Source organism: Amycolatopsis sp. Hca4, from assembly GCF_013364075.1.
Lineage (GTDB): Bacteria > Actinomycetota > Actinomycetes > Mycobacteriales > Pseudonocardiaceae > Amycolatopsis.
The window spans coordinates 8,291,020-8,317,443 of record NZ_CP054925.1 but is presented as its reverse complement, the minus strand read 5'-3'; the positions used below and the strand labels follow the sequence as shown (position 1 = coordinate 8,317,443).

The window sequence follows — 26,424 nt, the reverse complement described above, 5'->3', positions numbered from 1 at the left end:
TCGGCGACCGGCCGATCATCGCACAGCGCCTGCCTCGCTTAGGGTGGGAAATCGTGCGCGAAACATCACGTCCACCGGCTGCCGGAGCGGACCGCCTGACCGTGGTCGGGATCGGGGCCGACGGCTGGTCCGGGCTGTCGGAACAGGCGCGGGCCGCGGTGCTCGCCGCCGACGTCGTGCTGGGTGCGCCCCGGCAGCTGGGCTACCTGCCCGAGGACGTCCCGGCGCGGGCGTGGCCGACGCCGTTGCTGCCGGGCCTGGACGCGGTCATCGCCGAGCACGAAGGCGCCCGGATCTGCGTCCTGGCCAGCGGAGATCCGTTTTTGTCGGGGGTGGGTGCCACACTGGTGGCCCATGGATACGAGGTCGAGGCGCTGCCCGCGCTCTCGTCGGTGACACTGGCCCGGGCACGGCTGGGCTGGTCCGCCGAGGAGACCGAGGTGGTCACCATCGTCGGCCGGTCGTCGGCCCGCGTCGCCCGGGTACTGGCGCCGCGCCGGCGAGTGCTCGTCCTGGGTGCCGACGCGCCCGCTTTGCGCTCCCTGCTCACCGTGCGGGGTTACGGCGAGAGCGAACTGATCGCGTTGGAGAACCTGGGCGGGCCCGACGAGCGCATCTCCGACGGCTGGGCCGGCGATCCCGGACCGCTGACGGTGTTCGCGCTGGCGTGCGCGGGTCCGGCGTTGCCGCTGATCGGCATCCCGGACGACGTGTACGCCCACGACGGGCAGCTGACCAAGCGCGACCTCCGCGTGTCGGCGCTGGCCCGCCTCGCGCCGAGTCCCGGCGAGCTGTTGTGGGACGTCGGCGCGGGCGCGGGCAGCGTCGGCATCGAGTGGTCGCGGATGCACGGGCTGAACCGTGCGGTCGCGATCGAACGCTCTCCGGAGCGGGCCGAGCGGATCGGCCGGAACGCATTGGACCTGGGAGTACCGGAACTGGAGGTGGTGGCGGGGGAAGCACCGGAAGCGCTGAGCGCGCTGCCCGCGCCGGATGCGGTCTTCATCGGAGGCGGCGTCACGGCGCCGGGCGTACTGGACGCCTGCGTGGCCACCGGCGCACGAGTGGTGGCGCACGGGGTGACGCTGGAGGCCGAGCAGGTCCTGGCCCGCGCGTACGAGGAGTACGGCGGGGAGCTGCTGCGGATCGGTGTGGAGAAGGCGGCGCCGCTGGGCGGCTTCACGGGCTGGACGCCGGCCCGGGTCGTGACGCAGTGGAGCAGCCGGTGACCGTGCACTTCATCGGCGCCGGGCCCGGCGCCGCCGACCTCATCACCGTGCGCGGCCGGGACCTGCTCGCCCGGTGCGGTGTCTGCCTCTACCCGGGCAGCATGACGCCTCCGGACCTGCTCGCGTACTGCCCGCCCGGGGCCGAGCTCGTCGACACGGCGAACCTCAGCCTCGAGCAGATCGTCGCGAAGCTGGTCGAGGCGCACCGGGCCGGGCACGAGGTCGCGCGGCTGTGCTCGGGCGATCCGTCGCTCTACAGCGCCGTGGCCGAGCAGGTGCGGCGGCTCGACGCGGCCGGGGTTCCCTACGACGTCGTCCCCGGCGTGCCTGCCTTCGCCGCTTCGGCCGCCGTGCTGAAGCGGGAGCTCACCGTGCCCGAAATCGGGCAGAGCCTGGTCATCACCCGGGTTCAGGCGCGCTCCACGAAGATGCCGTCCGGCGAAACCCTCGCCGCCTTCGCCGCGACCGGGGCCACGCTCGCGCTGCACCTCGCCATCAACCACGTCGAGCGGGTGGCCGAGGAACTCAAGCCGCACTACGGCGATGACTGCCCTGTCGCCGTCGTCGCGCTGGCGAGCCAAGCCGGGGAAACCGTCTTGCGCGGGGTGCTCGGCGAGCTGCCCTCGCTGGTCCGCGAAGCCGGGATGACGCGCGCCGCCACCATCTTCGTGGGGCGGGTGCTCGCCGCCACGGACTTCCCCGACAGCTTCCTCTACTCGAGTGCCCGTGACCGGGCGAACCAACCGGAGTCGTTGTGACGGAACTGCGCTGGGGCCTGCTGGCCGCCGGGACGATCGCCGCCCACTTCGCCGCGGGCGTCGACGAAAGCAAGCACGGTGTCCTCGGCGCCGTCGCGGCGCGGGACGCCGGGCGAGCGCGGGAGTTCGCCACGCGCTTCGACATCCCGAAGGCCTACGGCAGCTACGAAGAGCTCCTCGCCGACCCCGACGTCGACGCCGTGTACGTCTCGACGCCGCACGCGCTGCACAAGCAGTGGGCCATCGCCGCCGCCGAAGCCGGGAAGCACGTGCTGTGCGAGAAGCCACTGACGATCACCGCCGCCGATGCCGAGGAGGTGATCGCCGCGGCCCGCGCGAACGACGTCTTCCTGATGGAGGCGTTCATGTACCGGCTGCACCCGCAGACGCGGCGGCTGGCCGAGCTGATCTCCTCCGGCGCCATCGGCGAGGTCCGCGCGGTGGACACCACCTTCTCCTTCGACAGCAACCCGGAGGAGACCGCCCGGCTGAGCGATCCGGCGCTCGGCGGCGGCGGGATCCTGGACGTCGGCTGCTACTGCACGTCGCTGGCGCGGCTGGTCGCGCAGGCCGCGACCGGGCAGGACGTCGTCGAGCCGTCCGAGGTCAGCGGGATGGCGCACCTGTCCGCCACCGGCGTCGACGAGTGGGCGACCGGCCTGCTGCGGCTGCCCGGGGACATCCTCGCGACCATCTCCTGCGGCATCCGGCTGACCCGCGAGGACGGCATCCGCGTCTTCGGCTCGGCCGGGCAGATCCACATCCCGCAGCCCGCGTGGATCCACCCGCTGCGCAAGCCCGGCGTCTCGGAGATCATCCTGACCCCGGCCGGCGGCGAGCCGGAGGTCATCGAGGTCGAAGCCACCCAGGGCGTCTTCGCGCGCGAAGCCGACCACGTCGCCGCGCACGTCGAAGACCGGCAGGCCCCGGAGCTGACCTGGGCGGAGACCCTCGCCAACCTGCGTACGCTGGACCGCTGGCGCGAGGCGGTCGGCTACGGGCGTTCCTCGTGATCCTCATCCTCGGCGGGACCGGCGAAGCCCGGCAGCTCGCCGAAGCGCTCACCACGCGCGAAGTGCGCGTTGTGTCTTCGCTGGCGGGGCGTGTCGCGCGGCCGAAGCTGCCCGTCGGCGAAGTGCGTGTCGGCGGCTTCGGCGGCCCGGAAGGTCTCGCCGCGTACCTGCGCGAGAACCGGATCGACGCCGTCGTGGACGCGACCCACCCCTTCGCCGAGCGCATCGGCGCGAACGCGGCGAAAGCGGCCGAGCTGACGAAGACGCCGCTGCTCCGGCTCGCGCGGCCGGGCTGGCAACCGGGTCCGCAGGACGTCTGGCACTGGGCCGACGACCTCGCCGACGCCGCCCGTCAGCTCCCCCGCCTGGGCAACCGCGTGTTCCTGACCAGCGGCCGCCAGGGTCTGCCCGCCTTCGCGCACCTCGACGACCTGTGGTTCCTGATCCGCTGCGTCGACCCGCCCGAGCCGCCGCTACCGCGGCACCACGAGCTGATCCTCGCCCGCGGACCGTACGAGGTGGCCGCCGAGCGGGAGCTGCTCGGCCGGGTCGACGTCCTGGTCACCAAGGACTCCGGCGGCGCGCAGACCAGCGCGAAACTGACCGCCGCCCGCGAACTCGGGAAGCCCGTCCTGGTGGTCCGGCGGCCGCCGCGGCCGCGGACGGAGACCGCCGAAACCGTCCCCGCCGCCGTCGAATGGGTCCTGCACCGATGATCGAAGAGTTCTACGAAGTCCTGCGCAAGCGGCGGGACGTCCGCGGCGAGTTCACCGGCGAGCCGATCCCCGAAGCCACGCTGACGCGGATCCTCGAGGCCGCGCACGCCGCGCCGAGCGTCGGGCTCACCCAGCCGTGGGACTTCGTGCTGGTCGACGACGTCGCGACGCGGGAGAAGTTCGCCAAGCACGTCCACGACGAGCGCGAGGTCTTCGCCGGGCAGCTCGCCGAAGACCGGGCGAGCACCTTCGCGAACATCAAGATCGAGGGCATCCTCGAATCGAGCCTCGGCATCGTCGTCACCTACGACCCGGCGCGCGGCGCGCCCGACGTGCTCGGACGGCACGCCATCGCCGACGCCGGGCTCTACTCGGTGTGCCTGGCGATCCAGAACCTCTGGCTGGCCGCGACCGCGGAAGGCCTTGGCGTCGGCTGGGTCAGCTTCTACCGCGAGCCGTTCCTCGGCGAGCTGCTCGGCATCCCGGACGGCGTCCGCCCGGTCGCGTGGCTCTGCGCCGGGCCGGTGAGCAAGCTGGAGACCGTGCCCGACCTGGAGCGCCACGGTTGGCGGAGCCGCCGTCCCCTGTCCGCGGCGATACACCACGGGCGGTTCACCCCGCGTGACCCGGGGGCTGCGTCAGCCGCCGACGTCTGACCCGTTAGCGTTGCGCCGATGCGTCTGATTGCCGTAGCGCTGGGGTTGCTCTCGGCCTTGTGCGCGCTGGCTTTCCCCTTCCTGCCGGTGGTGCAGGACACGGCGGAGGTCGTCTGGCCGACCGGCAGCGACACCCGCTCCGTCAACGCGCCCTTGACCGGGTACTGGGCGCAGGACCTGCGTGCCGAGCTGCCGTGCGCGACCATCCGTTCGGTCGACGCCCGGACGAACGGTCCGGGCCTGCTGTTCGCCACCGTGCCGGACGGCCGCACCGACCCGAACGCCGGCAAGGGCGTCGGCCTGCAGCTGCGCATCGACAACGGCGTGCTGTTCGCCTCCAGCCAGGGCCAGCAGATCGCCCAGCAGCCGCTGCCCGCCGAAAAGTGCGACGTCGAGCTGGACGTCGACGCGACGCAGATGACACTGGCCGTGGCCGGGACGCCGATCTTCCACACCGGAGGCGACGTCCGCCCGCGCCTGGTCGGCATCTACTCGTCGATCAACTCGAGCAAGGACCCGATCACCGGCCTGCACGTCTCGGTCGTGCCGGACACGCGGTACCAGACGTCGCCGACCGCGCTGAAGATCGTCGTCGGCGTGCTCGCCGTGCTGTCGCTGATCGGCTGCCTGATCGCGGTCTGGCGCCGCGACTCCGGCTTCGCCCGGCGCGCGCCGCGCTGGGCGCCGGTCGGCTGGTGGCGGCTGACCGCGCGGGACGCCACGGTGATCGTCGCGCTGGGCGCGTGGGTCTTCATCGGACCGGTGACCTCGGACGACGGCTACATCCTCACCATGGCCCGGGTCACCGAGGCGACCGGCTACCTGACGAACTACCACCGCTGGTTCGGCGTCGCGGAGGCGCCGTTCGGCTGGTTCTACCACGTCTACGAGCTGATGACGCACGTCAGCACGGTGCCGCCGTGGATCCGGCTGCCGTCGTTCCTGCTCGGCGTGCTCAGCTGGCTGCTGATCAGCCGCGAGGTGATGCCGCGGCTGGGCAGCCAGATCCGCACCAGCCGCCCGGCCAGCTGGGCCGCCGCGACGGTGTTCCTGATCTGGTGGATGCCCTACAACAACGGCGTCCGGCCGGAACCGGTGGCCGCGCTCGGCTCGCTGCTGGCGATCTGCGCGGTCGAGCGCACGCTGGTGACGCGGCGGCTGCTGCCGCTGTGCCTCGGCCTGACCGCGGCCGGGTTCACCCTGGCCGCGACGCCGACCGGGCTGATCGCGGTGGCGCCGTTCCTGGTCGCCGCGCGCCCGCTGTTCAAGCTGGTCCGCCAGCGCGCGAACGAAAGCGGCTGGCTGCCGGTACTCGCGCCGGTCGCCGCCGCGGGCCTGCTCGTGCTGGTCGTCGTGTTCGCCGACCAGACGTTCGCGACCGTCCAGGAAGCCACCCGGATCCGCACCCAGGTGGGCCCGAACCTGTCGTGGTTCCAGGAACTCGCGCGCTACCAGCTGCTGTTCGCCGACCTGCCGGACGGCTCGGCGCCACGCCGGTTCCCGGTGCTGCTGGTCGTGCTGTGCACCGCCACCTGCCTGGTGGTGCTGCTGCGCCGCAGCCGGATCCCCGGCGCGGCGCTGGGGCCGGCGCGACGGCTGATCGGCACGACGGCGCTGTTCTTCCTGCTCCTGGCCCTGACGCCGACGAAGTGGACGCACCACTTCGGCGCGTTCGCCGCGGTCGGCGCGTCGATGGCGGCACTGGCCGCGCTCGCGACCAGCTCGACGGTGCTGCGGTCCCAGCGCAACCGCGCGGCCTTCCTCGCCGCGCTGCTGGTGGTGGCCGCGCTGGCCGCGACCGGGCCGAACACCTACTGGTTCGTCTCCCGCCTCGGCGTCCAGTGGACGAACGTGGCGCCGTCGATCGGCGGCATCCCGCTGTCGACGATCCTGCTGGCCGCGGCCGCGATCGCCGGGATATACGCGTTCGTCGAGAACGTCCGCGCGCACCGGCCGGGCCTGCCGGCCCAGCCCCAGGAAGGCCGGCTGCGTGCGCTGCGGCTCGGGTCGCTGTCGCTGGTGGTGGTCTGCGGCTTGGTCGCGGCGGGCGAGTTCGTCACGATGGCGTGGGCGATCCACAACCAGTCCGGCAGCTACAGCCTGGGCGCGGCGAACGTCGGGCACCTGTTCGGCAAGAGCTGCAACCTCTCCGACCACGTGATGGTCGAGCGCGACGCGGCGACGAGCATCCTGCACCCGCAGGCCGAGCAGCGGACCGTGGCGGAGAAGCCGAAGGAGACCGACTCGCCGCTGCCGAACCCGGACTCCGACAACGGCCGCGTCCAGACCGGCTTCCACACCCGCCCGGTCGACGACAAGGACCCGCTGGCCGAGCCGCCGCACGGGTTCACGCCGGAGAAGGTGCCGATGTGGTCGAGCTACCTCGACCCGGAGACGCGCGCCGGCCGGCTGCGCAGCGACTGGTACGCGCTGACGGAGAAGCCGGCGGACGGCCAGATCGTGGTCGCGACGGCGGGGGCGGCCCGCCGCCCGACGTCGGTCAGCCTCGACTACGGCGTCGACACCCCGGACGGGGTGAAGGTCCTGCGCAGCCAGTTCATGCTCCCGCCGGGCGCGGGCACCAACGGCTGGAACGACACCCGCATCAACCTGCGCGACCTCCCGCCGGAGACGAACGCGGTCCGCATCAACATCGTCGACAACGACCTGACGGAGGACGGCTGGATCGCGGCGTCGGCCCCGCGCGTCCCGACGTTCACGACCCTGACCGACCGCATCGGCTCGAAGCCGGTGTACGTGGACTGGCCGGCGTCGTTCGTGTACCCGTGCGTCCAGCCGGTGACGTCCCACGACGGGATCTCCCAGGTCCCGGACTACCGCATCACGGCGGGAGGCTTGGCGGACGAGGCCCAGTGGGCGTCCTCGACGAACGGCGGCCCGATCGGGTGGCTGGAGGAGCTGGCGGAGGAGCCGGAGGTGCCGAGCTACCTGATCGGCCAGCCGAGCCAGTCGTGGGGGCAGCTGCTGCAGATCGAGCCGTTCACCGAGGGTATTGCGCCGACGGTGGTGCACGGGGAGAAGACGGTGCCGGGCTGGTGGTCGCCGGGTCCGGGGCCGCGGCAGCCGAACGGCAAGGACCCGACGCGCTGACGAGGTGAGGCCGGGCCGGGGCCCGGCCTCACGTCAGTAACTGCGGGGCGTCCAGACGATGCCGTTCTCCGCTCGGGTGCGCGACGAGCCCACGATCAGCAAGCAACGCATGTCCACCGTGGACGGATCGAGCTCACCCAGCGTCGTGATGCGGATGTCCTCCTCCGGGCCGCCCACGTCCCGGGCCACGACAACCGGCGTAGAAGCAGCTCGGTGGCGCAACAGAACCTCACGCGCGTCCGCCAGCTGCGTCGTCCGGGTACGCGAAGCGGGGTTGTACAACGCCAGCACCAGGTCCGCCGCGCCCGCCGCCTCCAAGCGCTTCTCGATGACTTCCCACGGCTTCAGCCGATCCGACAGCGACAGCACGCAATAGTCGTGGCCCAGCGGCGCGCCCACCCGGGACGCCGCCGCCTGGGCCGCCGTCACGCCCGGGACGATCCGGACACGCACTCCCGTGCCGTGGCCCGCGGCGACCTGCTCCAGGACCGCCGACGCCATCGCGAACACCCCCGGGTCACCCGAGGACACCACCGCGACCCGGGACCCGGCAGCTGCCAACGACAACGCCTCGCGCGCCCGGTCCGCTTCCACCCGGTTGCCCGATGCGTGCCGCTGCTGGCCCGCCTTCTGCGGGACCCGCGCCACATACGGCCCGTAGCCGACGATGTGCTCGGCCGCCGATAGCTCCGCGGCCGCCTCGGGGGTCAGCCACTCCGGGCCGGCCGGACCCAGGCCCACGACGACGACCTCGCCACCGGACGCAGGGACCGGAGCAGGCGAAGGCGGAGCAACCCGGGACGCGTAAGCCGGCGAAGGCAGCAACGCCAGCGAGAAGTACGGCACGGACGCAGGGTCCACCGAGGCCAGTGGCTCGATCCGCTGCTGCCCCCACGTGGCCCGCTCGACGAAGACGGCGTCGTCCAGCTTTCCCGCCTCCGCGAACGCCTCCCGCACCGACGAGAACGTCCGCCCCAGCTTCAGCACCGCCGCCGCCTCGGTGTCCGCCAGGCGGCGGGCCAGTTCCGGGGCCGGGAGCGTGCCCGGGAGGACCGTCAGCACCTCGTCGCGCTGGACCAAGGGACGGCCGATGACCGATGCCGCCGCGCTCACCGATGTCACGCCCGGGACCACCACCGCGTCGAAACGGCCCGCGAGCCGCTCGTGCATGTACATGTACGAGCCGTAGAAGAACGGGTCGCCTTCGCACAGCAGGACCACGTCGCGGCCCGCGTCGAGGTGCTCGGCCAGTCGCTTCGCGCTCAGCTCGTAGAAGTCCGCGATCGCGCCTTCGTAGCCGCCCGGGTGGTCGGTCGTCTCCGTCGTCACCGGGTAGACGAGCTTCTCCTCGATCTGCCCCTCGCGCAGGTACGGCTCGGCGACCGAACGCGCGATGCTCCGGCCGTGCCGCGCGCAGTGGTACGCGATCACCGACGCCTCGGAAATCAAGCGTGCCGCCTTGACCGTCATCAGTTCCGGGTCGCCGGGGCCGAGCCCGACGCCGTAGAGCGTGCCGGTCATTCCTCTGCGCTCGCAAGGGCGTTGATCGCCGCGACGGCCATCGCGCTGCCGCCACGGCGGCCGTGCACCACCAGGTAGGGCGCGGGCGCCCGCTTGGCGAGCTCCACTTTGGACTCCACCGCGCCGACGAAACCGACCGGGACGCCGATGATCGCCGCGGGCGCGCCGACGCCTTCGTCGAGGATCTCCAGCAGGCGGAACAACGCCGTCGGCGCGTTGCCGATCGCCACCACCGAACCGGGCAGCTTGTCGCGCCACAGTTCCAGTGCCGCGGCCGAACGCGTGGTGCCCATCCGCTCGGCCAGCCCGGGCACCGCCGGGTCCGACAGCGTGCAGAGCACTTCGTTGTCCGCAGGCAGGCGACGGCGGGTGACGCCGCTGGCGATCATCTGCGCGTCGCACAGGATCGGCGCGCCGGCCTCCAGTGCCGCGCGGCCGGACTCGACGACGTCGAGCGTGTAGCGCAGGTCGTCGACCAGATCGACCATGCCGCAGGCGTGGATCATCCGGACCGCCAGGCCGGCCACGTCGTCGGGCAGGATCGCCAGGTCCGCCTCCTCGCGGATCGTGGCGAACGAGTGCCGGTAGATCTCGGCACCGTCCCGCAGGTAGTCGATCACAGCTTCCCTTCCATCTCGTCGAGCGGCACCCAGCGGCCGTCGATGCGGTAGCCCCCCGCTTCGGCGACAACGTCCACATGGGACTGCGACGGCTTCCCGCACCGCCGTTCGCAGCCCGAGAAGTGCGCACGCAGACCCGGCCGGAACACCGCGTCGGCCCGGACGTCGGCGCGCGACTTCGCGCAGCCGGGACGGCCGGTGCACGCGGTGGTCCCCAACGCCTCGCCGCCGAAGCCCAGCCGCGCGAAGACGTCGGCGGGCACGTCCGGCAGCACCACGGACTTCCACGGCGTGACCACCGCGGTCCCGAACTCCGCCAGCGCTCGCGCCTGCGCGGCGGACAGCTGCCCGAAGCGCGGCACGACACCGGCCGCGAAGCCGCCGTCCCGCTCGATCAGCCCGGCCGGGACCCGGGCGTCGGCAAGCGGCACCGGTGTCCCGCGCCAGGCCGGGTCGTCGAGTTCGGCGACGCGCCACGCGGACCCTCGCACCCGGCCGAACTCCAGCGCGACCTCGACGAGCGCCGCGACGGCGTCGGCACGCGCCACCCGCCGTCCGGTGTCACCGCCAGCGAGCAGCAGTGTTCCCTCGGCCGGACCGGTGGCCAGCCAGCAGACGTCGGCGCCTTCGCCGGCTACGTCACCGCGGCCGTCGTCGAAGGCGAAGAGGAACCGCCCGGGCAGCGCCGCCAGCTCCGGCGTCGAACACAGCGCGGCATCCAGCGAAGCCGCGAGACCGCGGACGTCGGCGAGGCCGCCGCGCACCCCGCTCAGCGGCGACGCGAGAACGTTGCGGACCCGCTCGTGCGACGGCGACGGCAGCAGGCCGGCGTCGGTCAGCCGGGCCGCGAGACCGGGCCGGGTGACGCCGCGGAGCTGGACGTTGCCGCGCGAAGTGAGGTGGAGGTCGCCGTCGCCGCACGCCTCGGCGGCGTCGGCCAGCGCGCGCAGCTGCACTGCGGAAATCGTGCCGCCGGGCAGCCGGACCCGGGCCAACGGCCCGTCGGCGGCGTCGTGCGTTGCGAAAACACCGGGGCACGCGTCGGCTCGCACACGTGCTGGGGTCGGCATGGGGTCACTGTAGCTGGCGGTTCGGCGGCTCCGGCGGCTCCGAACGGGGCCGGATCCGGGCCGTTCCGGCGTCCAGGTCCACGTCACGCCAGGGTGGCGCGCCTTCGGCGTCCTGCTCGACGAGCATCGACATGGTTTCCCGGTGTTCCAGCTCACGCCGTTTGGTCCCGTAGAGGAAGGCGGTGGTCTCCTCGATGTAGGTGGCGGACAGCCGCGCCTTGAAGCGCGAGCCGTCCTTGCGCGGGCGCAGCTCGATCGCCGCCATGATCAGCAGGACCACCACGCCGCCCGGGAGGGCGAGCCCCAGCCAAGTTCCCATGCCCGGCGAACCGGGTGACCGCGGGTCAAGTTCCCGGGGCAGCAGAACTCTCGCGAGATGTAGTAGGTGTGCTACATTTCATCGCACCAGTCAGATGGGGGTAACCACGATGAGAGATCCGGACGATCCCGTCGTCCGCGTGCGCGGGCTGCGGATGCGGTACGGCACCAACGACGTGCTCCACGGCGTCGACTTCGAGGCGTACCGAGGAGAGGTCGTCTGCCTGCTCGGGCCGAACGGCGCGGGCAAGACGACGACGATCGAGATCCTCGAGGGCTTCCGCATGCGGTCGGCAGGCGAGGTCAGCGTGCTGGGCACGGACCCGGCCCACGGCGGCGAGGACTGGCGGGCACGGCTGGGGGTCGTGCTCCAGTCCTGGCGTGACCACGGGAAGTGGCGGGTCCGCGAGCTGCTCGCGCACCTCGGCCGGTACTACGCGCCGTACTCGTCGGCGTCCCACCCGCGGCCGTGGAACGCCGACGAGCTGATCGAAACGGTCGGGCTCACCGAGCACGCGGGCAAGAAGCTCAAGCAGCTCTCCGGCGGCCAGCGGCGGCGGCTCGACGTCGCCATCGGCATCGTCGGGCGGCCCGAGCTGCTGTTCCTCGACGAGCCGACGGCGGGCTTCGACCCGGAGGCACGGCGCGAGTTCCACGACCTGGTGCACCGGCTGTCCGACGAGCTCGACACGACGATCCTGCTGACCACGCACGACCTCGACGAAGCCGAGAAGCTGGCCGACCGGATCCTCATCCTCAACGGCGGCCGGATCGTCGCCGACGGCTCGGCCGATGCGCTGAGCAGGCAGATCTCCGGCGAGGCCGAGGTCCGCTGGAGCATCGACGGCCAGCGCTTCGTGCACCTGACGACCGAAGCGACGAAGTACGTGTACGAGCTGTTCAAGCAGCACGGCGAGGCCGTCGCGGACCTCGAGGTCCGGCGCGCTTCGCTCGAGGACACCTACATGACGCTGGTCCACCGCGCCGAGACCGGCGGCGAGACGGAGCTCGGCCTCCAGGAAGCGGGTGCGCGATGAACGCCAGGACCGCCGCCCTGCGCTCCGGGCTGGCCCGCGGCTGGATCGAGTTCAAGCAGACGTGGACCAACGCCGACGACGTCGTCGGCCAGTGCGTCTTCGTGGTGCTCTTCCTCGGCACCCTGTTCTTCATGCGGAACGCGACCCTGCCCGGGACGTCGTTTTCGCTCGGCGCGGCGACCGTGCCCAGCGTGCTGGGCGCGGGCATCGTGTTCCAGGGCCTGACCGGCGCGGCGGGCCACCTCGCGATCGACCGCGAGGACGGCACGCTGCTGCGGGCGAAGGCGACCCCGAACGGGATGCTCGCGTACCTGATCGGGAAGACGACGACGCTGTCGCTCGCCCAGCTCACCGGCCTGCTCGCGGTCCTGATCCCGTGCCTGTTCCTGTTCCCGACGCTGGCGCCCGGTGGCGTCTGGTCGTACCTGCACCTGCTCGCGGTGCTGTTGGTCGGCTTCTTCGCGACGATGCCGATCGGCGCGGCACTGGGGTCGCTGACCAACAGTGCGCGCTCGGTCGGCCTGATCACCCTGCCGGTGATGGGCCTGGGCGCGATTTCGGGGATCTTCTACCCGATCACCGCGCTGCCCGACTGGGTCCAGGGCATCGCCCAGATGTTCCCGATGTACTGGCTGGGCCTCGGAATGCGCTCGGCACTGCTGCCGGACAGCGCGGTCGTCGTCGAGATCGGCCAGTCGTGGCGCCCGCTGCCGACCCTGGCGGTGCTCGTCGCGTGGTCCGTGATCGGATTGGCGCTGGCCCCGGTGCTGCTCCGCCGCATGGCGCGGCGGGAAGCGGGTTCGTCGGTGGCCCAGCGTCGGGAGAAGGCCATGCAGCGTGTGGGGTAGCAAATGAGTGAGGTCGTCTACAACCGGATCGCGATGCTGCGCGCGGAGCGGTCGATCTCACGGCGGGAGCTGGCCGAGGCGCTCGGCGTGCACTACCAGACGATCGGCTACCTGGAACGCGGCGAGTACAGCCCGTCGCTGTACCTGGCCCTGCGGATCGCGGAGTTCTTCGAGGTGTCCGTGGAAGTGCTGTTCTCCACGAAGCCCTTCCCGCGGCTGGGTGAGCGGTCCGCCTAGGTGTAGTGACCATGGACGTTGTTGACCGTTGAGCGGCGCGTCGGGTTGATCAAGGCGAAGACCTCCGTGTGTGGTGCTGGTGTCTGACGCCATCACCGAACACGACGGAGGTCTTCGTGTCCCACCGTAATGCCCGGTTGACCCTGCACGGCCGCCGGTTGCTGATCGACCGGGTCACCGCGGGACGCCCGGTCGCCCATGTGGCCGCCGAACTCGGGATCTCCCGTGCGACCGGGCACAAATGGGTCCGCCGCTACCGCCAGCACGGCGAAGCCGGCCTGCACGACCGTTCCAGCAGGCCCCACCACACGCCCACCCGTCTCCCGGAGCGGACCGAGCAGCAGATCCTTGACCTGCGTCGGAACCGACGTCTCGGCCCGGCCCGCATCGCCGGCATCCTCGGCATGCACGCCTCGACCGTGCACCGCGTCCTGACCCGCCACCACCTGCCGAAACTGGCCTGGCTGGACCGCCCGACCGGACAACCGATCCGCCGCTACGAACGCGCCCGGCCCGGCGAGCTGCTGCATGTCGATGTGAAGAAACTCGGCCGGCTGCGCGAGGGCGGCGGCTGGCGAGCACACGGCCGCGACAGCCTCGAACGCCGCCGCGCCCGCTACGGAGCCCGCGTGGGTTACGAGTACGTCCACTGCGCCATCGACGACCACACCCGCATCGCCTACGCCGAAATCCACCCCGACGAAACCGCCGCCACATGTGCTGGGTTCCTCCGCCGCGCCGCCACTGCCTTGGCTGAGCTGGGCGTCGACCGGATCGAACGAGTCATGACCGACAACGCCCTGGCCTACCGCCGCTCCCACGCCTGGCGTGACGCCCTGGCCAGCATCGGCGCCGAAGCCCGCTTCACCCGCCGCTACCGGCCGCAAACCAATGGCAAAGCCGAACGCTTCAACCGCACCCTCGCCGAAGAATGGGCCTACGCCCAGCCCTTCACCAGCTCACACCACCGCGCCGAAGCCCTGCCAGAGTTTCTCCACCGCTACAACCATCACCGAGCTCACACCTCACTCGGCGGAAAGCCACCTATCACCCGCGTCAACAACCTCACGGGGCACTACACCTAGGGCTTGGCCAGCTCGGCCTCGGTGAGCGCCCGGACGACGCCGTCGCGTCGTTCGGGCGACTCCCGCACCGTCCGGCTCATTTCCACGTGCAGGAACACCGTGTCGTCCGCCGCCGCGAGTTTGCCCTGGACGTTCTTCGTCCCCTCCAGCGCGCCGCAGCGTTCCTCCCACGCGCGGCACACCGCGAAGCCGTCCGCCGTCAAGCGCGTCGCCGTGCGGCGGGCCGCGTCGCCGGCCACCGATGCTCCCGACGACAGCACGATGTCCGTCGACGGCAGGTTTTCGTCGTGGAAGCCGTGCAGCTGGACCTGCGGCAGCCCGCGCCCGGCCAGCGCCGAGGCCACGACGTGGAACACGGAATCCTCTTCGTGCGCGACATCGGCTTTGCTGTCGTCGGCCTTGCGGTGCGCGCCTGCCACCAGCAGCACCGCGCCCGGCGTGCGCCGGAACAGGTCGACGCCGAACAGCTCCGTCCGCAGGTCGAACGCCGGGTGCGGCACCTCGACGGCCAGCGACGGCGGGGCCGACCGGTCGATCACGTACATCCCCCACGCGCGTTCGGTGCCGGGTTCGTTGACGGCGACGGTGTACGGCCGCCCGGTCGCCGGGTCGACGCCGTCCCGGACCGAGAACCCGAGCTTTTCGAGGTCCGCCGCGCCCCGGCGGTCCAGGACCGCCGCGAATCCGGCCGCCGCCGTGCGACGTTCGTCGGATTTCGGTGAGCGGTACTCCTGGTCCGCGGACAGCTTCGAAACGAAGGCCGTTACCAGGGAATCCACACCGGCCTCCGTGGCGGGTTTCGGCGGTGCGTCGTCACCGAGGGTCAGCACCAAGGTCAGGACCAGGGCCAGCGCGAGGACCAAGCCGGCCACGCTGAGCAACATCCGCGGTCGGCTCATCACCATCCGGAGTGTACTGATGTCACCCATTGGTGAACGCTAGGCGCCGTTTGTCCCCCAATGGGGACAGTTGTAACGTCACCGCTGACCTCATTGATACCTTCACGTAACACGAACGGGTGGGTCCTTCGCGGCGGCCGCAGTGGCCGGCAGTCCTTCGGGACCGCGTGAGGCGAACGGGCCTGGGGAGACCCTCTTGACACAGGACGAGATCAGAACGGCGCGGTTGCGCGCGCAGATCCCGGAAGCGGGGTTCCCCCGCGGCGCCGGGGTCGCCTCGGCGACCGCGTTCGTCCTGCTGCTGCTCATCGCCGCCTTCACCGCGCTGTACCTGTCCACCGCGGGCCCGCTTTCCCTGATCCGCGCGAACGACAACGCCGGCCGGGTGCCCGACGAGGTGACCGCGGGCCGGGAGCGCATCGCCTCCGGTCTCGCGCAGAGCGTCGCGACCTCGGCGACGGCCGCCGCGGCTGACCTCCAGGTCGCCGCCGGATCCGGCGTGTTCGACACCACGGACGACAACGCTCTTCTCACCCGCCTGGGTGAAACCTACGAGGACTGGCGCGGCCTCGCCGTCTACGACCCGGCCGCGCAGAAGGTGGTGGCCACCCGCGGCGAACCGGTGCCGGTCGAGACGCTGCGCGGGGTCGCCGTCGCGAACCTCACCGTCCGCCCGGTCGCCCGTCCCGGCGACACGCCGCTCGTGCTGACCGCGCTCCCGCTCACCGGTCCCCGCGCCGGCCAGGTCCTCGTCGTCTCGACCGCCCTGCGCACCACCGCCCGCGAGCTCGACAAGGACACCCAGCAGCAGATCCGCCTGGTCACCGCGGACGGCGCGGTCCTGCACACGCACGGCTCCGACGTCGCCGCGACCGACACCCCGGCCCAGGAACTGCTCGCCCGCGCGGCCACGGCGGCCGCTGCCGGGCAGACCGGCGTCCTCACCGGGGCCGCCGTCGCCGAGAAGGGGAAGGAACGGGCCCCGGTCGTCGCCTACGCACCGGTCTCCCCCGCCGGCATCGGCGGCAGTCTCGGCCTGTCCGTCGTGGCGTTCGGCCGATTCCCCGTCGAGGCCGTGCCGGTGCGCTGGCCCGGCCTGATCCCCGCCGCCACGCTGCTCGCGCTGGCCGTGGCGGGCTTCCTCCTGCTGCGGCGGACCGTGGTCGCGCCGATCCGGCGGCTGCGCACCGACGCCCTCGCCGTCGCGGCCGGGGTGCTCGGCAAGCCGGTCCGGCAGTCGCGGATCCGGGAGGTCAACCGCGTCACGGCCGCCCTCGAACGCTCCCGGTCCAAGCTGCGGCGCCGCAAGCCCGCGCCGAGGCTGCGCCCGTTCCTCTCCGCCCAGCTCGTCATCGGGGCCGTCGCGCTGGCCCTGCTCGGCTGGTCGGGGACGGTCGCCGCGACGCTCGGCCGTCAGCACGCCGAGGTGTCGCCGACCATGCTGAGCGAACACGGCGTCCGCATCACGCGCTCGGCCGACACCCTGCGCCGCAGCCTCGCCGAAGGCCTCTCCGACCTGCAGTCCGTCGCCCGGCTGGGCAAGGGCAAGGAGCCGGAGCAGCTGCGCGGCATGCTCGACCGGCTCGCCGGCAGCGAGAGCCGGTTCCGCAGCGTCTACGTCGCCGACGCCGAAGGCGCGGTCCGGCTGCAGGCCGGTCGCGATTCGCTGCGCGAGCCCGGGAAGCTGCCCGACGGCGAAGGCCTGCGCCAGCACAACACGAGCGGGCGCGTCCCGATCGTCTACGCGTTCACGCCGCTGCCGGACTCGAAGAACGTCCTGGTCGGCGAGTACGACGTGCCGCGGATGGCCGAGCTGCTCGGCTCCGCGGGCGGCCGGGTCCGGGTCGTCGACGAAGGCAAGCACACGATCGCCGACACCGAGGGCTACCTCGCGTTCTCCCCGCTGACCGACGCGACGCTGATCAAGAACGTCGATGCCGCGCAGTCCGGCAAGGACGCCCGCGAGACGACGGAGTCCGCGCTGGTCGCGGCGCAGCGCCTGGCCGAGCGGGGTCCCGCCGCGGCGCTGAAGTGGGTCGTCGTCGCCGAGCAGCCGGTCGGCTCGCTCGGGGTCGCGGACAACACGGTGCGCTCGGGCGCGCGGGTCGCCGCGCTGCTCACCGCCGTCGTCGCGCTGCTGCTGTTCGCCTGGCACCTGCTGGTGGTCGTGCGCCCGCTGCGGCGGGTCGGCGACGAGGCACGGCGGATCGCGGCCGGCGACACCGGCGCCGTCGTCTACCCGCAGCGCCAGGACGAGATCGGCACCATCGCCTCCTGCGTCGAGATCTGCCGCCAAGCCCTGACCGACGGGCGCGACCGGCTCGGCGAGGTCCGGCGGCCGACGGGCGCGGCGACCGACGAGACCGAGCTGATCCAGAAGATCGTGGACGAGCCGGAGCCGCCGCGGCGGCCCGCCCGGACGCCCGAGGAGAAGGCGAAGAACGACTACCTCAGCTGGCTGGACGGGGCCGGGGTCTGACGTGACGTTCCTCTACGTCGTGCTGCTCACAGCGTCGGCGGCGATGCTGGCCGCCGGGATCGCCGAACAGCGACGGCACTACCGGCACCTGAACAGCATCCCGACGCGCGTGCTGGTCAACGGCATCCGCGGCAAGTCGTCCATCACCCGGCTCTGCGCGGGCGCCCTGCGCGGCGGCGGACTCGTCACGACGGCGAAGACGACCGGCACCGCGGCCCGGTTCATCCACCCCGACGGCAGCGAGGAGCCGGTCTACCGCAAGTTCGGCATCGCCAACGTCGTCGAGCAGATCGGGATCGTCCGCCGCGCCGCGGCGTACCGGCCGGACGCGCTGGTCATCGAGTGCATGGCCGTCATGCCGGACCTGCAGGAGATCAACCAGAGCAAGCTCATCCGCTCGACCATCGGCGTGCTGTGCAACGTCCGCGAAGACCACCTCGCCGAGATGGGCCCGACGCTCGACGACGTCGCCCGGTCGCTGAGCCGGTCGATGCCGGTCGGCGGGATCTGCCTCACCGCCGAGCAGGACCGGCTGCACATCCTGCAGGAGGAGGCCGACAAGCGGGACTGCGAGCTCATCGCCGTCGACCCCGAGTCCGTCACCGACGCGGAGATGCGCCGCTTCAGCTGGATCACGTTCAAGGAGAACGTCGCCATCGCCCTCGCCGTGGCGGAGCTGCTCAACGTCAACCGGCAGCTCGCGCTCGAAGGCATGTGGGCCGCGCCGCCCGACCCGGGCGTGCTGCAGGTCCACCAGTACCGCGCCGGCCGCCGTCTCCTGCGCTTCGCCAACGTCTTCGCCGCGAACGACCCCGAATCGACGTTGATGAACATCGACCAGCTCCGCCGCCAGGGCGCGATCACCGACCCGCTGCACGTGATCATCAACTGCCGCCCCGACCGGGTCGAGCGCAACGGCCAGATGGGCGCGCTCATCCCGAAGATCGCCCCGGAACGGGTAGTGCTGATCGGCGAGCCGACGCGCAGTGCCCGCGCCGCCATCCCCAGCGAGTGGCACGACCGCGTCGTCGACCTGGGCGGTTCGCGGTCGCCGCGTGACCTGCTGCGCGGGATCGTCGGCGGCGTCGGGCGGCAGGCGTCGCTGATCGCCATCGGCAACATCCACGGCCAGGGGGAACTGCTCATCGAGGAACTCGCCAAACTGGAACCGGTCGCCTGATGCTCACCACGTCCCTCGCCCCCGAGGTCGCCACCGTCGGCCTGGCCATCGGCCTGCTGCTGTCGCTGATCTGCTACCTGACGACGAACCTGTCGCCGGGCGGCATGATCACCCCCGGCTGGATCGCGCTGACCATGGTCGAGGACTACCGCCGCGCGGCGATCATCGTGCTGATGACGGCGCTGACGTTCGGCGGCACGAAGCTGCTGCAGCGCATGGTGATCCTGTACGGCAAGCGGCTGTTCGCGGCGGTCGTGCTGCTCGGCGTGGTGCTGCAGACGACGTTGCTGATCTTCCTGCAGGCCGACTTCCCGCTGTTGTTCGTGCACCAGACGCTCGGGTTCGTCGTGCCCGGCCTGGTCGCCTACCAGCTGGTGCGGCAGAAGCCGGTGGCCACGATGCTCGCCACCGGCGGGGTGAGCCTGGCCAGCTACGCGGTCCTGATCAGCGGGGTGCTGGTCGGGCTGGTCCCGACGGTGTGAGGTGACGATGCGCAAGTCGCTCCGGATCGGCGTGCTGGCCGCGGTCATCGGCGTGTCGGGCACGGCGGCGGTCTACGTGGCCACCCAGGACCGGCAGGACATCACGGCCATCTCGGCGTCGGCCGCGCCCTCGGGCGCCGCGGTCACCGGCGGCTACACCTACGAGCGGCTGGAGAACCCGGCCCGCACGGTGGTCCGCGACGGCGCGGGCGCGCAGCTCGCGTCCTTCACCGACGGCTCCCGCACGGCGATGCTGACGGGCCGCTCGCGGACGTTCACCGAGCCGAGGTTCACCAAGGTCAGCATCACCTCGACGGCCTGGATCCGGCTCGCGCCGCAGGCGTGGCACGCGGGCGCGGAGAAGGAGGAGTGGTTCGCCGACTGGCTGCCCAAGGCGGTCGGCGACCCGGACCCGGACATCCTCGCGATCGCCCTGCAGTACACCGACGGCGCGGCCGACCAGACCGCCAGGAAGCTGCGGATCGCCGGGGACGCCAGCTTCGGCCCGGACAGCGCCGAGGGCAGGCTGGAGAAGTCGGATTTCTACGACTACCTGGGCATCGGCTGGGACTTCCCTGGCGGCGTCCGCGAGGCGGCGGAGCCGGCGCGGGCGCGCTCGCTGGACTGTTCCGGCTTCGTCCGGATGGTGTACGGCTACCGGTCGGGCTACCCGCTGCTGGGGACGAACACGAAGGGCCCGGGCCTGCCGCGCCGCGCGTGGGCGCTCTCGGAGCTCGGGCCGGGCACGGTGATCGTCCACGACGAGAAGGAGCAGGCGACGGACTTCAGCGCTCTCCAACCGGGTGACCTGTTGTTCTTCAACCTCGAGCCCAAGCTGGGCACGCAGGTGTCGCACACGGGCATCTACCTGGGCATCGACAGCGACGGCCACCACCGGGTGCTGTCCAGCCGAAAGGTCGCGAACGGCCCGACGTTCGGCGACGCCGGCGGGGTGTCGCTGATCGACGGGTCGGGGACGTACGCGAAGGCGTTCCGCGCGGCGAAGCGGCTCTGAGCCGCGCACGTCACCTTGACGCACCTCGACCGGCACCGGAGAGTGGAGCCGATACCCACGCGTCGGCAGGTGGAGGAACCCGGTGAGAGTCCGGGGCGGTCCCGCCACTGTGACCGGAGAGATCCGGGAGCCAGGAACTCCGGCCGGCGCGCCCGTCTACCCGGGGCGCGGACCCCGAGGAGGAACCTCGTGATCCTGCTTCTGTCCACTTCGGACACCGATCTGCTCAGCGCCCGTTCGGCCGACGCGGAATTCCGCCTGGCGAACCCGTCGCGCATCGATGTCACCGAGCTGCCGGGCCTGCTCGAAGACGTGCGGATCGTGGTCGTCCGGATCCTCGGCACGCCGCGCAGCTGGCAGGACGGCCTGGACACGCTGCGGGCGTCGGGGGCGCACGTCGTCGTCCTGGGCGGGGAGCAGACGCCGGACGCCGAGCTGATGAAGCTCTCCACCGTGCCGGCCGGGATCGCCGCCGAGGCCCACGCCTACCTCGCGCAGGGCGGCCCGGCCAACCTCACCCAGCTGCACCGGTTCCTCTCCGACACGCTGCTGCTGACCGGTGACGGCTTCGAGCCGCCCGCCGAGCAGCCCGCCTGGGGCGTCCTCGAGCGCCCCGCGAAGAGCGACGGCCCGGTCATCGGCATCCTCTACTACCGCGCGCACCACCTGTCCGGGAACACCGCGTTCGTGCACGCCCTCGCCGACGAGATCGAAGCCGCCGGCGGCCGCGCGCTGCCGATCTACTGTGCTTCGCTGCGTACGCGCGAGCCGGAGATGATGGCCGAGCTGGGCCAGGTCGACGCCTTGCTGGTCACCGTCCTCGCCGCCGGCGGCACGCGGCCGTCCGAGGTGGGTGCGGGCGGGGACGACGAGGCGTGGGACGTCGCCGAGATGGCCGCGCTCGACGTCCCGATCCTGCAGGCGCTCTGCCTGACCAGCGACCGCGAGACGTGGGCGGCCAACGACGACGGCCTCTCACCGCTCGACGCCGGGAACCAGATGGCCGTGCCGGAGTTCGACGGGCGGCTGATCACGGTGCCGTTCTCGTTCAAGGAGCTCGACGAGGACGGTCTCCCCCGGTACGTACCGGACGCCGAACGCGCGTCCCGGGTGGCGAAGATCGCGCTGGCGCACGCCCGGCTGCGGCACACCCCGCCCGCGGAACGCCGTATCGCGCTGATGCTGTCCGCGTACCCGACGAAGCACTCTCGCGTCGGCAATGCGGTCGGGCTGGACACGCCCGCGTCGGCCATCGAGCTGCTGCGGCGGATGCGCGCGGTGGGCTACGACCTGGGGCCGGACGCCTTCCCCGGCGTCGACCCGACCGGCACCGACCAGCCCGACGGCGACGCGCTGATCCACGCCCTGATCGCCGCCGGCGGCCAGGACCCGGAGTGGCTGACCGAGGAGCAGCTGGCCGGGAACCCGATCCGCGTCCCGGCCGCGCGGTACCGCGAGTGGTTCTCCGGATTGCCCGCCGAACTGCGTGAAGGCGTCGAGGAGCACTGGGGGCCGGCGCCGGGCGAGCTGTACGTCGACAACGGCGACATCGTGCTGGCGTCGCTGCAGAGCGGCAACGTGATCATCATGATCCAGCCGCCGCGCGGGTTCGGCGAGAACCCCGTCGCGATCTACCACAACCCGGACCTGCCGCCGAGCCACCACTACCTGGCCGCGTACCGGTGGCTGGAGGAGGAGTTCGGCGCGCACGCCGTCGTCCACCTGGGCAAGCACGGGTCGCTCGAATGGCTGCCGGGCAAGACCGCGGGGCTCTCGGCGTCCTGCGCGCCGGACGCCGTGCTCGGGAACCTGCCGCTGGTCTACCCGTTCCTGATCAACGACCCCGGCGAGGGCGCGCAGGCCAAGCGGCGGGCGCACGCGACGATCGTCGACCACTTGATCCCGCCGATGGCGCGCGCGGAGTCCTACGGCGACATGGCGCGGCTGGAGCAGCTGCTCGACGAGCACGCGAACATCGCGGCGATGGACCCGGCGAAGCTGCCCGCCGTGCGCCAGCAGATCTGGACGCTGATCCAGGCCGCGAAGCTGGACCACGACCTCGGTGTGGAGGAACGCCCGCACGACGCGGAGTTCGACGACTTCCTGCTGCACATCGACGGCTGGCTGTGCGAGGTCAAGGACGCGCAGATCCGCGACGGGCTGCACGTCCTCGGGGCCGCGCCGACCGGCGAGGCCCGCGTCAACCTGGTGCTGGCGATGCTGCGCGCGTCCCAGATGTGGGGCGGCAAGCAGGGCGCGGTGCCGGGCCTGCGCTCGGCGCTGGGACTCAAGGAAGACGCGCCGATGTCCGAAGTGGACGCGGTGGAGAAGACAGCCCGCGAGCTCGTCCGGACGATGGAGATGCGCGGCTGGGACCCGACCGCCGTCGCTTCGGTGGCGCCGGACGCGCAGGTCGCGAAGGTGCTTTCCTTCGCGGCCGAGGAAATCGTGCCCCGGCTCGCGGGGACGACCGCCGAGCTGGACTCGGTGCTGCACGCGCTGGACGGCGGGTACATCCCGGCCGGGCCGAGCGGGTCACCGCTGCGCGGGCTCATCAACGTGCTGCCGACCGGGCGGAACTTCTACACGGTCGACCCGAAGGCGATCCCGAGCCGGCTCGCCTGGGAGACCGGGCAGGCCCTCGCCGACTCGCTGCTGAAGCGCTACCGCGAGGACACCGGCGACTGGCCGCGCTCGGTCGGGCTGTCGGTGTGGGGCACGTCGGCGATGCGGACCTCGGGCGACGACGCGGCGGAAGTCCTGGCGCTGCTGGGTGTCCAGCCGGTGTGGGACGAAGCTTCCCGGCGCGTCACCGGCATCGAGGCCATCCCGCTCGCGGAGCTCGGCCGCCCCCGGATCGACGTCACGATCCGGATCAGCGGGTTCTTCCGCGACGCCTTCCCGCACGTGATCACGCTCATGGACGACGCGGTGCGGCTGGTGGCCGGGTTGGCCGAACCCCTCGACGAGAACTACGTGCGCGCGCACGTGGCCGCCGATCTGGCCACCCACGGAGACGACCGCCGCGCGACGACGCGGATCTTCGGGTCGAAGCCGGGCGCGTACGGCGCGGGCCTGCTGCCCCTGATGGACAGCGGCAACTGGCGCGACGACAAGGACCTCGCCGAGGTGTACGCGGTGTGGGGCGGCTTCGCGTACGGCCGCGACCTCGACGGCCGCCCGGCGCGCGAGGACATGGAAAACTCGTACAAGCGCATCGTGGTGGCGGCGAAGAACACGGACACGCGCGAGCACGACATCGCGGACTCCGACGACTACTTCCAGTACCACGGCGGGATGATCGCGACGGTGCGCGCCCTGACCGGCTCGGCCCCGGCGTCCTACGTGGGTGACAGCACGTCCCCGGACGCGGTCCGCACGCGCACGCTGGGCGAGGAGACGGCCCGCGTGTTCCGGGCGCGGGTCGTCAACCCGCGCTGGCTGGCGGCGATGCGCCGGCACGGCTACAAGGGCGCGTTCGAGCTGGCGGCCACAGTGGACTACCTGTTCGGCTTCGACGCCACGGCCGGAGTGGTCGGCGACTGGATGTACGAGAAGCTGACCGAGTCGTACGTGCTGGACGAGGTGAACCAGGAGTTCCTGCGCCAGGCGAACCCGTGGGCGTTGCGCGGGATCGTCGAGCGGCTGAACGAGGCGGCGGACCGCGGGCTGTGGGCCGAGCCGGATCCGGAGCTGCTGGAGAAGATGCGCGAGGTGTACCTGTCGCTGGAAGGCGACCTCGAGTCGGAGTGACTGCAAGCGGATTGCAGGCCGCGGTGGCTACGCTTCGCCTTCCCCACCGAGGAAGGACGAAGACTTGAAGAAGGTTCTCGGCGTGGCCGCCGCGGCACTGCTTTCCGTGCTGACCCTCGCGGCGCCCGCCTCCGCCGCCGAGCACACGAAGCACATGCACACCGGCGACGCGTTCGGCGACGTGACGGGCTGGAGCGGCGAAGGCGTCTTCACCGAGGAAGGCGACCGCGTCCACATCTGCGACACCGACGCCGATGGCCGCGGGGTGGCCATCTACGTCTACAAGGGCACGCCGGACACGGGCACCCAGCTGTACTGGATGCACGTCGGCGGCAACGGCAACTGCGTGACCAGGAGCGCGGCCGACGGCGGCGTCTACAACCTCCCCGAGACCCGCGTCGGCTTCAAGTTCTGCCGGTACTGGAAGGAAGCCGACCGGTACCACTCCGGCGAGTGCAAGGACTACGACTTCCTGAACGACAACAGCTGAGGGGAAACGCCCGGGAAACGCGGATCGGGGTTGGGTGGCGGTCATGATCACCGCCGCTCCCCCGCGAACCCGCCCTTGGGCGCTTCCGCTCGTCTGCCTCGGCTCCGCCGTCCTCTACGCCTGGAAGATCGGCGACGGCCAGGTCGGGAACACCTACTACGCCGCCGCCGTCCGGTCGATGACGGAGAGCTTCACCAACTTCCTCTTCGGCTCCTTCGACCCCTACGGCGTCGTCACCGTCGACAAACCGCCGTTCGCGTTGTGGCCGCAAGCGCTTTCCGTGCTGGTCTTCGGCTACCACGGCTGGGCGCTGCTGCTGCCGCAGGTTCTCGAAGGCGTCGCGGCGGTGTTCCTGCTGCACCGCACCGTCCGGCTCTGGGCGGGCGAGAACGTCGCTCTCCTCGCCGCGGTGATCCTCGCGCTGACGCCCGTCACCGTGATCATCAACCGCGACAACAACCCCGACACCCTGCTCGTCCTCTTCCTCGTCGCCGCCGCGTACGCGCTCACCCGCGCGCTGCGGGACGGCCGGAAATGGCTGTGGTGGTGTGCCTTCTTCGTCGGCTGCGGCTTCCTGACCAAGATGCTGCAGGCGTGGATCATCGTCCCGGCCCTGGTCGCCGCCTACCTCGCCGGCACCACCGGGCCGCTCGGGCGACGGCTGCTCGACGTCCTCGGCGCCGGGCTCGTGCTCGTCGTCTCCTCGTTCTGGTGGATCGCGCTGCACGACTGGTGGCCCGGCGCCAAGCCGTACATGGGCGGCAGCGACGACGGCTCCGCGTGGGACCTCGTCTTCGGCTACAACGGCTTCGGCCGCCTCTCCGGAAACGGCGAGGGCGGCGGCGTGATGATCATGCGCGACGGGCAGCAGACCATGAGCTCCTTCGGCGGCGACCCCGGCCCGGGCCGGATGTTCAACGACGTCGTCGGCGGCCAGATCTCCTGGCTGCTGCCCCTGTGCCTGGTCGTGCTGGCCGTGCTCGGCCGCCGGTGGCGCGACGCCGGCTGGCTGCTCTGGGGCGGCTGGCTGCTCGTGACCACCGCGGTCTTCAGCTTCGCCGGCGGCATCTGGCACCCGTACTACACGACGGCGCTGGCGCCCGCCGTCGCCGCGGTCGCCGCCGCCGGGCTCGCGCTGCTGTGGCGGCGGTACCGGCGCACCCTGCTCCCGCTGGTCATCGCGCTGACCGCGGTCTGGGCGTTCGTCCTGACCTCACGCGACACGTCCTTCCACGGCTGGACGCGCTGGGCCGTCATCGGCACCGCCGTCGGCGCGATCGCGTGGCTGGTCGTGGGGCCGGAGCGACGGGCACTCGTCGCCGCGCTGGTGCCGCTGCTGCTCACGCCCGCCGTGTGGTCGTACGCCGCCGCGCAGAGCACGTCGGCCGGGACGCTGCCCGCCGCCGGGCCCGCCGCCGGACCGGGCGCCCTGCCGCCGCCGGCGCCCAGCGGGCCGAGGCCGGGGCCGGGAGCGGGACCAGGGCCGAAGCTGATTCTCGCCGGCGGGGACGGCGCCACCACGCTGTCCGCCGAGCAACGCCGCATCCTCGACTACGCCCGCCGCAACGGCACCGAGATCACCCTGGCCGTGAACGCCGAGGCCGGCGCGGTGGCGCCGTACCTGATCGACTCGGACGCGACCGTGATCGGCATGGGCGGCTTCGGCGGGCGGGACGATGCGCCGTCGGTGGCGCAGCTCGACCGCTGGCTCGCCGAGGGCAAGCTGCGGTTCGTGCTGAGCAACGCCGGATCCCGGCCGGGACCGCCACCCAGCCCGGCCCAGGCCGGACGGCAGCGCTGGATCGAGGGACACTGCACGACCGTCGACCCCGCGGCCTACGGCGGTGGCGGCGCGGACACGCTCTACCGGTGCCGCTAACGGTGAGGAAACACCGGCGCGGCGATCA

General features: G+C 72.2%; 22 protein-coding genes and 1 riboswitch. Of the genes, 17 read left to right on the top strand and 5 right to left on the bottom strand.

What is annotated here, in order from left to right; translation table 11 throughout:
* Positions 1-53 precede the first annotated feature (53 nt).
* From cbiE to HUT10_RS37800, 6 genes are read left to right on the top strand one after another with little or no spacing between them, the layout of a single operon-like run.
* Positions 54-1,229 carry a precorrin-6y C5,15-methyltransferase (decarboxylating) subunit CbiE gene (cbiE, locus tag HUT10_RS37825; protein ID WP_176175565.1) on the top strand — a complete coding sequence of 392 codons (1,176 nt, stop codon included), beginning with the start codon at positions 54-56 and terminating at the stop codon, positions 1,227-1,229.
* Entirely contained in the window at positions 1,226-1,987 is a 762-nt protein-coding gene (cobM, locus tag HUT10_RS37820) for a precorrin-4 C(11)-methyltransferase (protein ID WP_176175564.1), read from the top strand. The genes cbiE and cobM overlap by 4 nt, the downstream gene beginning before the upstream one ends.
* On the top strand, positions 1,984-3,000 hold the full coding sequence (locus HUT10_RS37815; protein WP_176175563.1) for a Gfo/Idh/MocA family protein: 1,017 nt from the start codon (positions 1,984-1,986) through the stop codon (positions 2,998-3,000). The genes cobM and HUT10_RS37815 overlap by 4 nt, the downstream gene beginning before the upstream one ends.
* The gene (locus HUT10_RS37810; protein ID WP_176175562.1) at positions 2,997-3,716 is read left to right on the top strand and encodes a cobalt-precorrin-6A reductase; all 720 of its coding nucleotides are present in this window, start codon (positions 2,997-2,999) and stop codon (positions 3,714-3,716) included. Before HUT10_RS37815 ends, HUT10_RS37810 begins: the two co-directional genes overlap by 4 nt.
* Positions 3,713-4,372 carry a 5,6-dimethylbenzimidazole synthase gene (bluB, locus tag HUT10_RS37805; protein ID WP_176175561.1) on the top strand — a complete coding sequence of 220 codons (660 nt, stop codon included), beginning with the start codon at positions 3,713-3,715 and terminating at the stop codon, positions 4,370-4,372. The genes HUT10_RS37810 and bluB overlap by 4 nt, the downstream gene beginning before the upstream one ends.
* Before the next feature lie 18 nt (positions 4,373-4,390).
* Positions 4,391-7,483, top strand: a complete 3,093-nt coding sequence (locus tag HUT10_RS37800; RefSeq protein WP_176175560.1) for an arabinosyltransferase domain-containing protein — start codon at positions 4,391-4,393, stop codon at positions 7,481-7,483.
* Between the two features lie 33 nt (positions 7,484-7,516).
* On the opposite strand, the gene HUT10_RS37795 is transcribed toward HUT10_RS37800, so the two are convergent.
* From HUT10_RS37795 to HUT10_RS37780, 4 genes are read right to left on the bottom strand one after another with little or no spacing between them, the layout of a single operon-like run.
* Positions 7,517-9,004, bottom strand: a complete 1,488-nt coding sequence (locus HUT10_RS37795) for a precorrin-2 C(20)-methyltransferase (RefSeq protein ID WP_176175559.1) — start codon at positions 9,002-9,004, stop codon at positions 7,517-7,519.
* On the bottom strand, positions 9,001-9,624 hold the full coding sequence (locus HUT10_RS37790) for a precorrin-8X methylmutase (protein WP_176175558.1): 624 nt from the start codon (positions 9,622-9,624) through the stop codon (positions 9,001-9,003). The genes HUT10_RS37795 and HUT10_RS37790 overlap by 4 nt, the downstream gene beginning before the upstream one ends.
* Entirely contained in the window at positions 9,621-10,694 is a 1,074-nt protein-coding gene (locus HUT10_RS37785; protein WP_176175557.1) for a precorrin-3B synthase, read from the bottom strand. Before HUT10_RS37785 ends, HUT10_RS37790 begins: the two co-directional genes overlap by 4 nt.
* A gap of 4 nt (positions 10,695-10,698) precedes the next feature.
* A complete protein-coding gene (locus tag HUT10_RS37780; RefSeq protein WP_176175556.1) occupies positions 10,699-11,013 on the bottom strand; it encodes a DUF6191 domain-containing protein in 315 nt (104 codons plus the stop codon).
* Between the two features lie 109 nt (positions 11,014-11,122).
* On the opposite strand from HUT10_RS37780, the gene HUT10_RS37775 reads away from it, so the two are divergent.
* The 4 genes from HUT10_RS37775 (at position 11,123) to HUT10_RS37760 (ending at position 14,219) form a co-directional block, all read left to right on the top strand.
* Positions 11,123-12,049 carry an ABC transporter ATP-binding protein gene (locus HUT10_RS37775; protein WP_176175555.1) on the top strand — a complete coding sequence of 309 codons (927 nt, stop codon included), beginning with the start codon at positions 11,123-11,125 and terminating at the stop codon, positions 12,047-12,049.
* Positions 12,046-12,897, top strand: coding sequence for an ABC transporter permease (locus HUT10_RS37770; RefSeq protein ID WP_176175554.1), 852 nt, complete (start codon positions 12,046-12,048; stop codon positions 12,895-12,897). The genes HUT10_RS37775 and HUT10_RS37770 overlap by 4 nt, the downstream gene beginning before the upstream one ends.
* 3 nt (positions 12,898-12,900) lie before the next feature.
* Positions 12,901-13,134, top strand: coding sequence for a helix-turn-helix transcriptional regulator (locus tag HUT10_RS37765; RefSeq protein WP_176175553.1), 234 nt, complete (start codon positions 12,901-12,903; stop codon positions 13,132-13,134).
* Positions 13,135-13,250: 116 nt separating this feature from the next.
* Complete coding sequence (locus HUT10_RS37760) at positions 13,251-14,219, top strand: IS481 family transposase (RefSeq protein ID WP_176175176.1); 969 nt, start codon at positions 13,251-13,253, stop codon at positions 14,217-14,219.
* Here the strand turns inward: HUT10_RS37760 and HUT10_RS37755 are convergent.
* Entirely contained in the window at positions 14,216-15,118 is a 903-nt protein-coding gene (locus HUT10_RS37755; RefSeq protein WP_254897211.1) for a hypothetical protein, read from the bottom strand. The two genes, HUT10_RS37760 and HUT10_RS37755, sit on opposite strands and share 4 nt — an antisense overlap.
* A 196-nt stretch (positions 15,119-15,314) precedes the next feature.
* On the opposite strand from HUT10_RS37755, the gene HUT10_RS37750 reads away from it, so the two are divergent.
* From HUT10_RS37750 to HUT10_RS37720, 7 genes are all read left to right on the top strand, one after another.
* Complete coding sequence (locus HUT10_RS37750; protein WP_176175552.1) at positions 15,315-17,597, top strand: HAMP domain-containing protein; 2,283 nt, start codon at positions 15,315-15,317, stop codon at positions 17,595-17,597.
* Between the two features lies 1 nt (position 17,598).
* Entirely contained in the window at positions 17,599-18,777 is a 1,179-nt protein-coding gene (gene pgsB, locus HUT10_RS37745) for a poly-gamma-glutamate synthase PgsB (RefSeq protein WP_176175551.1), read from the top strand.
* A complete protein-coding gene (locus HUT10_RS37740; protein WP_176175550.1) occupies positions 18,777-19,259 on the top strand; it encodes a poly-gamma-glutamate biosynthesis protein PgsC/CapC in 483 nt (160 codons plus the stop codon). Before pgsB ends, HUT10_RS37740 begins: the two co-directional genes overlap by 1 nt.
* A gap of 7 nt (positions 19,260-19,266) precedes the next feature.
* On the top strand, positions 19,267-20,274 hold the full coding sequence (locus HUT10_RS37735) for an NlpC/P60 family protein (protein WP_176175549.1): 1,008 nt from the start codon (positions 19,267-19,269) through the stop codon (positions 20,272-20,274).
* Positions 20,275-20,346: 72 nt separating this feature from the next.
* A riboswitch (cobalamin riboswitch) is annotated at positions 20,347-20,414 on the top strand.
* A gap of 49 nt (positions 20,415-20,463) precedes the next feature.
* Complete coding sequence (cobN, locus tag HUT10_RS37730) at positions 20,464-24,027, top strand: cobaltochelatase subunit CobN (RefSeq protein ID WP_176175548.1); 3,564 nt, start codon at positions 20,464-20,466, stop codon at positions 24,025-24,027.
* Between the two features lie 64 nt (positions 24,028-24,091).
* Positions 24,092-24,517 (top strand): hypothetical protein, encoded by a 426-nt coding sequence (locus tag HUT10_RS37725; protein ID WP_176175547.1) that lies wholly within the window; start codon positions 24,092-24,094, stop codon positions 24,515-24,517.
* Between the two features lie 43 nt (positions 24,518-24,560).
* A complete protein-coding gene (locus HUT10_RS37720) occupies positions 24,561-26,396 on the top strand; it encodes a glycosyltransferase family 39 protein (RefSeq protein ID WP_176175546.1) in 1,836 nt (611 codons plus the stop codon).
* Positions 26,397-26,424 lie beyond the last annotated feature (28 nt).